The sequence below is a fragment of the Anoxybacteroides rupiense genome (assembly GCF_014196195.1).
GTDB classification, from domain to species: Bacteria; Bacillota; Bacilli; order Bacillales; family Anoxybacillaceae; genus Anoxybacteroides; species Anoxybacteroides rupiense.
On the sequence record NZ_JACIDF010000001.1, the window covers coordinates 193913 to 206126 of the forward strand.

Consider the following 12214-nt stretch of genomic DNA (forward strand, 5'->3'; position numbering starts at 1 on the left):
TGTTCCCTTCCTTCTGTGAAAATTAAAAATCAAATCGGGAGGTAATCATTTTTTTTCGTGTATAGAAATTCACGCCATCTTTTCCGTTGACATGAAGATCGCCATAAAATGAATCCTTCCATCCTGAAAATGGGAAAAAGGCCATCGTCGCTGGCACACCGACATTAATTCCTAACATTCCGGCATCTGCTTCTTCGCGAAATTGACGGACGGCTTTTGCATCCTTTGTATAAATGGTCGCTCCATTTCCATAGCGGGATTGGCGGATATATTCAAGCGCTTTATCTAAATCAGCCGCGCGCAGCAAGCTAAGGACAGGGGCAAAAATTTCTTCTTTGGCAATTGTCATTGTTGGCGTTACATGATCAAAAATCGTTGGCCCGAGGAAATTCCCTTCCGAAAGCTCCGCCATTTCTTTTCGTCCGTCGCGAATCAGCACAGCGCCTTCTTCCACTCCTTTTTCGATGTAACCAAGCACTTTCTCCCGATGTGATTGGCGAATGACCGGGGTCAGCAACACGTCCTCATCCATTCCATTGCCGATCACCAGTTCATCCGCTTGCTTTTTTAACGTTTGGACAAACCGTTCATTCTCTCCTACCACCACGACGGCACTGCACGCCATGCAGCGCTGGCCTGCACTTCCGAAAGCGGAGTTGATGATATGCTGCGCAGCAAGCTCAACATTGGCATCGGGCATCACAATATGGTGGTTTTTCGCCCCGGAAAGAGCCTGTACGCGTTTGCCTCTTGCAGCCGATTGCTCATACACATATTTGGCTACAGGCTGGGAACCGACAAAGGAAATAGCCCGAATATCTTCATGGGCAATCAGCGCGTTGACCACATCGTGGGCGCCGTGCACAATATTTAAAACCCCTTCTGGCGCACCGGCTTGCGTAAATAACTCGGCTAATTTATTCGCTAAAATGGGCGTGCGCTCGGAAGGCTTTAGCACAAATGTATTTCCGCAGGCAATCGCCAATGGAAACATCCAAAGCGGTACCATCATCGGAAAATTGAACGGTGTAATTCCCCCGACAACTCCTAACGGATAGCGAAGCATTTCCGAATCAATGTCTTCCGCAATTTCTGCAAGCGTCTCGCCCATCATTAAAGTCGGAGCCCCCGCGGCAAACTCGACGCATTCAATTCCGCGTTGAACCTCGCCATACGCTTCTTTATATGCTTTTCCGTTCTCTTGCACGATCAGCCTTGCCAATTCTTCATGATGCTCCGTCAACAAATGGTGGAACTTAAACATGATGCGCGCCCGTTTTGGAACAGGAGTGTTCTTCCATGAAGCAAACGCCTTTTTCGCCGCTTGTACGGCACGCTCCACATCTTCTTTTGTAGAAATCGGAACTCTAGCCAGCACTTCCCCTGTCGCCGGATTCGGTACTTCCAGCGTTTCCGCTCCGCTCGAATCTACCCACTTTCCATTAATGAAATTTTTTAAAACAGTGGTTTCGTTTCTAACCAAAGCCATGGCGTTCCCTCCTATTGATTGATGGTGCGAAATATTCATTGATCGCCGCGTTGATGAACCAAAAGATTCGTTGCGGTCGCTTAGCGGCTGGACTTCCTGCTTCCTTAAATAAAAGAGCGGATCATCAACACTCGTCATTCATTTCCATTATCGCTTAGTTCGTTGACGCATTCATTAGACATAATGTAAAAAGTGCGTTCGTTCCCATTCCACAATATGACAACTACTTAGACTTTATGACGCAAAATGAAAAACTCTCCTGCTGTTTCAGGAGAGTTTTTCATTCATTGCCGGCTGCCAAATATTCATAGGCCTGAATCATAAACTCGATAGCAAGCCGCTTCTCAGGATTCATAAAATCAGCTCCTAGTAGCGATTCTAGCTTTTGAATGCGATGATAAAGCGTTTGTCTGACGACATATAAACGTTTGGCCGTTTCTTTTTTCGAACCATTGCAGGCCAAATAAACTTTTAATGTTTCCATCAGCTTGCCATTATACTTTTTGTCATATTGAATCACCGGCTCCAGATATTCCATCATCATTTCATGCAGATCACCGTCCTTGTGGATAAGAGAAATAATTCTAGCTAAATGTAAATCTTCATAAAAACAGCTTTTTGTTTTTTGAGAAAGCTGCTGCTGGATTTTGCTTGTTTCAAGAGCGGTTTGATAGCTTTTATGAATAAGTGCAAGACTTTCCGTGAATTTTCCGACACTAAAAAAAAAGCACGGCATGTTTTTCATATTGGCAAATTCGGAGTCCATCAAGCGCTGAATTCCCGTTTGCATCCGCTGCTTCCATGTTTTCACGCTTCGTTTATCCACTAAAATAAACACGATGCTGCCGCGCATCTCAATCGGGAAGGATTGGAACCCCTGCTGTTCCAGCATCGTGCGAAAGAGCAACTTGAAATAAGTCATATCAAAAGCGGAATGCTGCTTTAATGATTTAAATTTACAAATACAGACACAGCCGCCTTTTGGCTTTAGCTCAACATCATGGTCAGCTAAATAATCCAAAATCGTTTGCACGCTATGTTCGCCCTCCAGCCACCCTTTTAGCCATTCTTGCTCCCTTGCTCTTTTCTTCTCTTCAACATATAAATCGCGCAGCAAATACTGGGCGAGCGCCGTCGCCGTTCGATCTAAAATCAGCAAGTCAAACTCGCTAATATCCCGGTCTGTAGAAATCATCGACAGCTCCGCATATTCATGGCTAAAAAGCTGGATCGACTGGGAGGCCGATTTTTTCGTTGGCTGAGCCACTTGTTTGAGCCATAGCTGTTTTTTTGCTTCACAGCACTCCGGAACAAATTCAACTTCCTTGCCATGCATGCGAAAGAGAATTTGATGACCTAAATACCGATGCAAATATTTTAAAATTTCATTGTAATGCTCAATAGATAAAAGTTTTTGATTTAACTGCTGGGAATAAGCTTCTAAGTTGGAGATCATTTGATAGTGTTGATTAATCAAATAGGCGTGGATATCTTGAGTAATTTCAACGAATGGAACTTCTTTCAAAAAAAGGATGATTGGAAAGTGGTGCTCGTTCGCTAGCTGAATCACTTCTGGCGGGATGGATGACGTGTAGGTTCCGATTTCGATGCATAACCCGGAGGCGTCGCTTTCAATCAATTGCTCCACAAAGGAAAGGAATAACTCTCCATTTTCTTTCCATCCTACACCCGTAGATAAAATAAGTTCTTTTCCATTTAATAGTTTATGAATCTTCGTCACTTCCACCACATGTACCCATTTGACCGTCCGGTGCAATCCTTGATGTCCTGCAATGACTTGAGTATGCTCAAAGTGCTTTCTGTTTAATACGTCCAAAACAGTAAATTGAAAATGCTCGTGCACTCCTTCCCCTCCTCTATCAACGGAGATTGTCCCATCACACTAAATAATTATTCACCGCAAACAAATCGATTCCTCCTTTTTATTCATGCAAATCTCAGATATGTACATCGTGTAATGGCTGCCTTTGAACCACTCCCACTTTTGCTTTGATTCCTGCGCTTCCACTTCTTATGAAAGGAGAATGAGTAGGCAATCCTCATAGTTCCTACGGTTTCATTGTCCAAACAAGACAACAATCGAAATCCTTCTTTATGGAATGTTTTTGCTTGCGTTTAAATCTCTAGCGTGATGTGTTCTGTAAGATGGGCCTATCCATTCACGAAGATTGAGATTCTTAACATCTTTGCTTTGGTATCCACAGTACGAACATAGAGTATTGGATCTCGATACCTTTGCCTTCTCCTTTAAAATCCATTTTATTTTATACCATTCGCCTTTCCATCGGACGATTCGAGTAAGAAGAAACAGCGCAAGAAAACATGATATCCCCTCTAGTAAGAAAAACTAAATAACTAGATGCAAAAATAAAGGTAGACAAAGTCAAAATGACTTTGTCTACCTTTCGCCTTTTCGCTGATTGTCATAAAGATTTGGAAAGACTGCTTCTCTCCTTGGCTGTCAAAAGCTCATTAGGACGATCGCTTCATTTGCTGAATCAGCAAAGAAGAAACATATTTTCTGGCGTCGGCCGTTTGAATGTGCAATGTTTGCAAAGGCTGTTTTAGCTCAGAAGCAGCCGGAGTTGGCAGCGCAAATTCTATAAACGCGCCGCTTAAATTTTCATGAACACGCTTGATCACATACCCTCGACGAAGCAATGCATCCATTCGCTCGCGCTCCACCAGAAACTCTTGATAAGACACCGTATCTCCTCCTTTATATCTACCATCTAGCCAAACAGCAGGACCGTAAGTCCTCTCTCTTGTGGTCTATTCTATTAAATAGTTAATTTCTTGTTTTCGTTTAGAACGGTGTATTTTCCATACTTCTCCCGTTTTAAATATTGGCCATAGCCTGGTTTCCCGACAAAGACTTTGTCCCGTACAACAAACTCACCTCTTGAAAGCACTGATATTGGCTCTCCTGCCACTTTCATTCCTTCAAACGGGTTATAGTCAACGGCCATATGATGAGTTTCAGCGGAAATCACCCGTTCCACATTCGGATCAAAAATGACCAAGTCGGCGTCAGAGCCAACAGCGATCGTTCCTTTTTTCGGAAATAATCCAAACAGCTTCGCGATTCTCGTCGATGTAATGTCGACAAACTGGTTGAGGGTGATTCGTCCTTTCTTTACACCTTCACTAAATAAAATGCTGAGTCGATCTTCAATGATGGGACCTCCGTTTGGTATTTTCGTAAAGTCGTCTCTTCCCAGTTCCTTCTGTCCTTTAAAATCAAATGAGCATTGATCGGATCCCAAGGTTTGCAGTTGTCCATTTTTTAAGGCATTCCATAACACTTCTTGATGCCATTTTTCTCGAAGCGGCGGTGACCATACATATTTAGCCCCCTCAAAGTTCGGTTTTTCTAAATATGACTGGTCTAGCACCAAATATTGTGGACATGTTTCCCCCCACACATTTAATCCTTTATTGCGCGCTTCGGCGATTTTTTCGACTGCTTGTGCACAAGACACATGGACAACATAAAGCTGCGAGTCGGCCAGCTGCGTCAGCTGACAAGCGCGGCCTGTCGCTTCTCCTTCCAATTCCGGGGGCCGAGTAAGCGCATGATAAATGGGCTCTGTGTGGCCTTCAGCGAGCGCTTGCTTTGTTAAATAATCAATCACATCTCCATTTTCGGCATGGACCATGACGAGAGCGCCAAGCTGTTTGGCGGCAGAAAGCGTTCTGTACAAAGTGCCGTCGTCTGCTTGGAACACGTTTTTGTAGGCCATAAATACTTTAAAAGATGTAATCCCCTCTTCTTCGATCACCTTTGGCAATTCGCTTAATACATCATCATTGATTTCGCTAATCATCAAATGGAAGCCATAATCAATGACGGCTTTGCCTTTCGCTTTGTTGTGCCAGGTTTCAATGGCCTTCGCCAGCGGCTCCCCTTTATTCGTTAAACAAAAGTCAATCACCGTCGTTGTTCCGCCAAATGCCGCGGCAATCGTTCCCGATTGAAAATCATCCTTTGTCACTGTCCCGCCAAACGGCATATCTAAATGAGTATGCGGATCAATTCCTCCCGGAAAAACATAGCAACCTTTTGCATCAATGATTTCAGCATCATGCGGACTTACATGTTCGCCAATCGCCGCAATTTTTCCATCTTCAATTAGCACATCTGCATGATAAACATCCGCTGCCGTTACAATCGTTCCATTTTTTATCAGCTTTTTCATAAAAATATTTCCTCCTTGTGTTCTTTACTTGGCTTCCGCATTGGAAACTGTTAATGCACTGATCGCCGCTTGGCGTTCGTTCCATGTCATCGGCGGGCACTCCCTTGGAAGTTCGACCATATCAATCGCGCCGTCAACAGGACAGACAAGCGAACATAAATTGCATCCTACACAATCTTCCTCCCGCACTTTTAAATACTCACGGCCAGTGGCGTCAGCAAGGCGATCGATGCATTGGTGGGATGCATCTTCACAAGCGATATAGCATTTATTACAATTAATGCACACATCGGTGTTAATACGGGCAGCTACTTTATAGTTCAAATCAAGATTGCCCCAATCCGAATATCGGTGAACGGCTTTGCCGACAAGATCCATTACCGAAGCAATCCCTTTGCTGTCAAGATAATGCTGGAGCCCTTCCACCATGTCCTCGATAATGCGGAAGCCATGATGCATCACCGCCGTGCACACTTGCACTCCCGTTGCTCCCATCAGCATAAATTCTACGGCTTCCTTCCAGCTCGATACCCCGCCCATTCCGGAAATTGGCACATTAATTCGCGGGTGGCGAGCACATTCAGCTACCATATTTAGGGCGATCGGCTTCACTGCTGGACCGCAATAACCGCCATGCGCCCCTTTCCCTGCGACATGCGGAATGATATGCCACGTATCCAAATCGACCCCCATTAAGCTGTTGATTGTATTGATCATGCTGATGGCATCAGCTCCTCCTTGAACAGCGGCCTCCGCTGTTGCTGTAATATCCGTAATATTAGGGGTTAATTTGACAATAACCGGTTTTTCCGCGACCTCTTTGACCCAATATGTCTGCTTTTCTACTAACTCTGGTACCTGCCCCGATGCTGATCCCATTCCGCGTTCCGCCATTCCGTGCGGACAGCCGAAGTTTAATTCAAATCCATCCACTCCCACATCCTGTACTCTTTTCACAATTTCATGCCATTTTTCCCTTTTTGGCTCGACCATAAGAGAAGCGATAATGGCATGGTTAGGAAATCGTTTTTTTGTTTCATAAATTTCCTTTAAGTTCACCTCAAGCGGACGATCCGTAATCAATTCAATGTTATTAAACCCCGCGATCCGTTGACCGTTGAAGCTGATGGCTGCAAACCGCGACGATACATTTAAAATCGGTTCTCCAAGTGTTTTCCAAACGGCTCCGCCCCATCCGGCTTCAAATGCTCGTTGCACCTGGTATCCCGAGTTCGTCGGCGGCGCAGACGCCAACCAGAACGGGTTAGGAGACTTGATCCCCGCTAAATTCATGCTTAAGTCGGCCATTGTTGTATTCCCCCTTCATTTAAGCCGTCTCGCTTATGTGCTTTTCTAAATATTGATGAATCGCATAAGCAGCCTCTTTTCCTTGCTGCGCAGCTGTGACTACCATCGCTTCACCTTGTCCTTTGCCGAAAACGATATCGCCGCAAGCAAATATTTTTGGATGGGAGGTTTGGTAGCTTCCCTGACGAATCCGAACAACTCCAGCATCGTGCTCTAATCCAAACTCCGTGAGTAGCTCCAGGTGCCGCATCTGGCCAATCGCCTTAATCACGGCATCTACCTGCATGATAAATTCCGATCCTTCAATCGGAACCGGACGCCGCCGCCCATCTTGATCCGGCTCCCCTAATTGCATGCGGATGCATTCGATATGAGTGACTCTTCCTTTCTCATCGCCGATGATTCGTTTAGGAGCCGTCAGCCAACGAAACTCGACTCCTTCCTGTTTGGCAAATTCGTATTCAAAATCATAAGCTGTCATCTCTTCCTTTGTACGGCGATATAAAATCTTTACGTTTTCCGCCCCTAGCCGTACCGAACATGTCGCCCCGTCAATCGCTGTATTTCCGGCACCAATGACAATAACCTTTTTCCCTACCAACCGATCCGTTAACGGCTTGGTTTTCGTTTCTTTAATGAGTTCAATCGCGTCATACACCCCTTCTAAATCCTCTCCTTCAATCCCCAGCATCGGAACTGTCCCCATCCCCGCAGCCAAAACAACCGCATCATAGCTTTCTAAAATTTCGTTTGCGGTTATATCTTTTCCTACCTTTGTATTCGTCCGAATGTCCACACCTAAACGCTTGACTTGGTGAACTTCCCACAATGGCACGCGCTGCGGAAGACGGAATGAAACAATCCCATACGTATTTAACCCACCGGCTTCCTTTTCTGCTTCAAAGATCGTCACACTGTACCCCATAAGCGCCAGCTCCCTAGCTGCTGACAATCCTGCTGGTCCGCCACCAACGACCGCTACCGCCCTACCGTTTGTTCTTCCTGCTTGAAATAGCGGTTCGTCATTTTGTATGGCCCAATCTGTCGCATACCGCTGCAAGTTTCCGATCATAATCGGCTTTGTCGAATGGTTCAGAACACAGGCTCCTTCGCATAGCTCCTCTGTCGGACATACTCTCGCGCAGCTTGCGCCTACAGGATTTGACAGCATAATAGTCTTTGCTGCCCCTTTCAGATTCCCTGATGCAATCTTTTTGATGAAGGCAGGAATATCAATTCCTGTCGGGCAAGCCTGAATACAGGGAGCATCGTAGCAATATAAGCAGCGATTCGCTTCCTCAATCGCCTCCCGCTGGGTCAATCCAGACGCGGCTTCTTGAAAGTTTTTCGATAAATCGAATGAGGATTGATTCATGGCACACAGCCTCCTTATCATTTTTTATTTTAAAAAAGGGAATAGAGCTAAAACCCTAATCCCTTCAAAAAACAATGTCTGCCTATCTAGGAGCGCTGCTAGATCTCCACTGTTTATTATTTGCCTTTGCTAAGGCTACATACAAGATTCCTAGATATAGAAATCTATTGAGCAACTTCGCCCTTCTTTCAGTAAAACAACTGGATTTGTGTTCACTCCTTTGCTACGGCAAACGAGGCTATGGCTGTCTTCATGCTCAAGTTTCCAAATTAGCCTAGCGAAAAAAGAAACGCTTTTCTAACCATGGCGTCAATCGTACATGTCCATCTGTACTTTTTAGCATGAGAAAAGCGGTGGATGAGCTCTGCCTTATAATCTATGAGACATACCTATATTTCATTCCTTATGATTGGGTTAAACCCAGAATCTTTTTGTTATTAACAGAAAAATTAAAATATTTAAACATATTTTACTTGGTAGCGTTAAGCTTTTCATTATACATTTTGTTAAATAAAGAAGTTTGTTCATTATTCAACATGTCCATTTGATTCCTTTTACGATGCTGCATTGCCGCGATAAATAAAAAAGAGAGCGGCTAGCATAAACAATAGCCCAAAAAGCCGATTCATATTCATCGGAATTTTAGGTACGCCAAATAAACCAAAATGATCAATGACCATACTAATAACAAGTTGTCCAACGATAGCAGCCAAAATAGCAGCTGCTGCCCCTACTTTTGGAACGGAAATAATCGTAATCGTCACAAAAACGGCCCCTAATAAACCTCCTAATAAATTCCATTTAGGAACTTGAAGCAACTGCACCAACTGTCCTTTGCCAAAAAATAAAGCGACAAACGTTAAAAATAAGGTACCGACAAAAAAGGAAGTAAAGGCTCCTTCCAGACTCCCTATTTTCTTTCCAAGGCTTCCGTTGATCGGCGCTTGAAGCCCTGCTAGCATTCCACCTACTAAAGATAATAAAATATACAACCATTTCATACTTCTTTCTCCCTTTCATTCACGTTTGTACAAACGATATCAAATGTTGTATGGCTATAACGGTTTTAAGCATTATTTCACAGCAAGCTGACATCAACCTCTCCCACCTACACTTCGCTTAGAGGTGGGAGACTTCTCGGTGAATGTGTTAAAAATGCTTGCCAGACAAGGAGCACAAATCAAATAAAAAAGTGCATGCGCAGACGAGCTAGACTAGTGCCTATGATTGAAAGCATTTGTCGGCAATCTGAATTCGATCGTTTAACATTTGTTTGGATATGAAGTTGAGAACGTTTTTCCGCGGTCGGGCGAACCAAACAATACGGCTCACAGACGCCCTTATTGGTCTGCTGTCCGGCACTCTGTCACGCTTTGGCATAACGAAAACCAGCATGTTTTCCTCCCGATTGCAGCTCTCCAAAATGATGTGTTCCATCCTTCCGATGTCGTTAAATCCGCATAGAGGGTACGATAAACTCTTTCCTCCTTTCTCCTCATTACATCGTCAAATAAGTGGTAAGAAAAAAACATTCGGGGTTTCCCGAACGCTTTTAACGGTCACTAACACTCTCTAGCAAAGCATCGCCCGCTTGACTTACTCGGACATAGGCGTAACGAGCTCGCTGCTGCAGTTCTATTCCTGTTTTTTCTGGAACAAAAAAGGATTCAATTCCATAAATGATCGTATCTCCTTGCCACTTCCCATTGATGATGACTTCGCCCTTTTTCCGGATATACGACAAATCCTTTTTCCCGTTCATAACATATACGCGTGCAAAGCGGTAAACTCCTGCCTCATCTTTTTGCAAAATGAGTTGAACCTTTCCGTTCCCGCTCATTCCTTGAATCTGCGAAATTTCATAGCGCAGGCGAACATAATCACCCTGGAGTAAAGAGCGCGGATCCATCGGCATGAGCTCCAGCTTTACCACTTCTCCATTTCGCAAAAGCCTTTCTTTATCAAATACGGTATAGCCGATAAAAACGATTTGCAGCGCGATGATCATAAGCAAAGGAATCCATTTGCTGCGAACCCAACTTACTTGTTCGTTTGGCAGAAGATGTTTCTTTTTTTCTAAAAATATTGTACCTGCCAGCACGAGAATTCCAAAAATCAACAGACTTATGGCTTTGTCGAGAAGGCTCCATGCAAATTCGTAATATTTTAAAACAAGAAATAGCCACAAATAAAACCAAGCAATCCCTAATCCAATGGGCTCCTGTTGCTTCGATTGAAAAGCGATCCATCCTGCTGTGATGAATATCAATAAAAGATTCGCCAATACCACCCAAAGATCAAGAGCAAAAAAATCCATACTTGTTAATAATAAAAGAGACCCCATGCCTATAAAGAGAGACAAACGCTGAGTATGCTTCCGCTGGTGGGATGCCATATATAAAAACGCATTCAACAGGACAACGAATAAAAGAGCAAGGCGCAGCTTGTCGCTCCATTCTTCGACAATGAGCATTCCGAAAGCAGATAATGCTACATGAGTAAGGAGCTTAATCCCCGTTTTTTCTGATTTAAAGTATCCAACAAGCAGGACCAGAAAATAGGTTGTGACAATCCAAATGGAAATATCCATGGATGCAATCACACCAACTCCATAACCGATCGCAAGCAGCGTGCAGCGAACTACATCATTCCAGCTTTGCATAAGCATCCCTGGCAAAACAAACGCTCCGACGGATAAAGCAAATAATAGATTTGACGAGAAATGATGGGTCCAAAGCGAAAAAAGGCCCATAATACTTGAAATGGCAATAATGGAAGCAACGGCTGTGACAATAGCCTGAAACACAGCTAAAAAAGTGGTTCCAGCGTTTTCTTCCATTGCCCAATTTCTTAACCTTTTCAGCAAAAACAGACTTCCATAAACAATCCCCGCCGCCAACAGCAGACCTGCAAGCAAAACACCTTCTTGAAAATGCCGGGCCACAAATCGGAAATATTGGACAATCAAAAATCCTCCTGCAAATAAACTTGTGATAAGGACATAGGAGCGATGCTTAACAATCGCGAAAAAATAATAAAGAAACACGAGCAAAAGCAATGAATACACATAAGGCCACCACGTAAAGCTGCCTTCAGTCAAACCGGATCCGACAATCAAGAACAACCATCCTTGCATGGCCACATACAAAAGATAGGAAACAAAAGAAGAACGGTGGAGAAAAAAAACAGCTCCATTCACAGCTGCAAACACAAGCAGAAATAAAAAGGATACCCACTGATCTCTTTCAGTCTGATAAGAGGACGGAAAATAATAAAACCAAAAGGTTAGTTGCAGCAGCACAGCACTTAAGACGCGAAAGGGCTCATAACGAGTGATGAGCGCAAATACAGCACTTGGTATAAACCAAATGAAGAAAAGCCAAAAGCTATCCGCATGTGAATTATAAATTTGTCCTATCAGCGCAACAGAAACCCCAAATCCAATGGCTCCTGCCACAAACAGCCATTGGCTCAAAAAATCGTGGCGATTCATGACATAAGCCAACAAAATACTGATGCCATACAATAAACACATAACCCCTATACTTACTACTATCTTTTCCAATCGATCAAATCCTTGCCAATTAGCAGCAAAAAAATAAATAACAGAAGCCATCATCAGCCCGATTCCCATAAAATACCCGGCCTTTACAAGACGAAGGTTCATTGTCTCGCCTCTCTTTCTTCATTTATCATGGCTACATACCTTTCTTGACTCAGGTGTGTTGATGATCCAATAAAAACCAATTGACATTGTTTGAGGGAAGAGGCAGAAATCTTGTATCTAGCTAGATCATTTCATATTTTCAGTAAAATAATGGA

8 protein-coding genes and 1 pseudogene are annotated in these 12214 nt (G+C 43.8%); all 9 read right to left on the bottom strand.

What is annotated here, in order from left to right:
• Nucleotides 1-22: 22 nt before the first annotated feature.
• On the bottom strand, nt 23-1489 hold the full coding sequence (locus tag GGQ95_RS00885) for a CoA-acylating methylmalonate-semialdehyde dehydrogenase (RefSeq protein ID WP_183186233.1): 1467 nt from the start codon (nt 1487-1489) through the stop codon (nt 23-25).
• 280 nt (nt 1490-1769) lie between these two features.
• Nucleotides 1770-3353, bottom strand: a complete 1584-nt coding sequence (locus GGQ95_RS00890; protein ID WP_183186234.1) for a PucR family transcriptional regulator — start codon at nt 3351-3353, stop codon at nt 1770-1772.
• Nucleotides 3354-3602: 249 nt separating this feature from the next.
• A pseudogene (locus GGQ95_RS00895) lies at nt 3603-3779 on the bottom strand (zinc ribbon domain-containing protein); the annotation flags it as partial.
• A 203-nt stretch (nt 3780-3982) separates the two neighbouring features.
• Entirely contained in the window at nt 3983-4216 is a 234-nt protein-coding gene (locus tag GGQ95_RS00900; RefSeq protein WP_183186235.1) for a hypothetical protein, read from the bottom strand.
• A 74-nt stretch (nt 4217-4290) separates the two neighbouring features.
• A complete protein-coding gene (gene hydA, locus GGQ95_RS00905; RefSeq protein WP_159719682.1) occupies nt 4291-5709 on the bottom strand; it encodes a dihydropyrimidinase in 1419 nt (472 codons plus the stop codon).
• Between the two features lie 24 nt (nt 5710-5733).
• Nucleotides 5734-7017 (bottom strand): NAD-dependent dihydropyrimidine dehydrogenase subunit PreA, encoded by a 1284-nt coding sequence (gene preA / locus GGQ95_RS00910; RefSeq protein ID WP_183186236.1) that lies wholly within the window; start codon nt 7015-7017, stop codon nt 5734-5736.
• 19 nt (nt 7018-7036) lie between these two features.
• Nucleotides 7037-8392, bottom strand: a complete 1356-nt coding sequence (locus tag GGQ95_RS00915; RefSeq protein WP_183186237.1) for an NAD(P)-dependent oxidoreductase — start codon at nt 8390-8392, stop codon at nt 7037-7039.
• 554 nt (nt 8393-8946) lie between these two features.
• The gene (locus GGQ95_RS00920) at nt 8947-9393 is read right to left on the bottom strand and encodes a DMT family transporter (protein WP_066147538.1); all 447 of its coding nucleotides are present in this window, start codon (nt 9391-9393) and stop codon (nt 8947-8949) included.
• Between the two features lie 551 nt (nt 9394-9944).
• Complete coding sequence (locus tag GGQ95_RS00925) at nt 9945-12059, bottom strand: GDYXXLXY domain-containing protein (RefSeq protein WP_066147536.1); 2115 nt, start codon at nt 12057-12059, stop codon at nt 9945-9947.
• Nucleotides 12060-12214: the final 155 nt, after the last annotated feature.

Excerpts from the sequence above, each read along its gene's own strand:
- GGQ95_RS00925 (WP_066147536.1), bottom strand. The coding sequence starts at position 12,059 with ATGAACCTTCGTCTTGTAAAGGCCGGGTATTTTATGGGAATCGGGCTG.
- hydA (WP_159719682.1), bottom strand. The coding sequence starts at position 5,709 with ATGAAAAAGCTGATAAAAAATGGAACGATTGTAACGGCAGCGGATGTT.
- preA (WP_183186236.1), bottom strand. The coding sequence starts at position 7,017 with ATGGCCGACTTAAGCATGAATTTAGCGGGGATCAAGTCTCCTAACCCG.
- GGQ95_RS00920 (WP_066147538.1), bottom strand. The coding sequence starts at position 9,393 with ATGAAATGGTTGTATATTTTATTATCTTTAGTAGGTGGAATGCTAGCA.
- GGQ95_RS00915 (WP_183186237.1), bottom strand. The coding sequence starts at position 8,392 with ATGAATCAATCCTCATTCGATTTATCGAAAAACTTTCAAGAAGCCGCG.
- GGQ95_RS00885 (WP_183186233.1), bottom strand. The coding sequence starts at position 1,489 with ATGGCTTTGGTTAGAAACGAAACCACTGTTTTAAAAAATTTCATTAAT.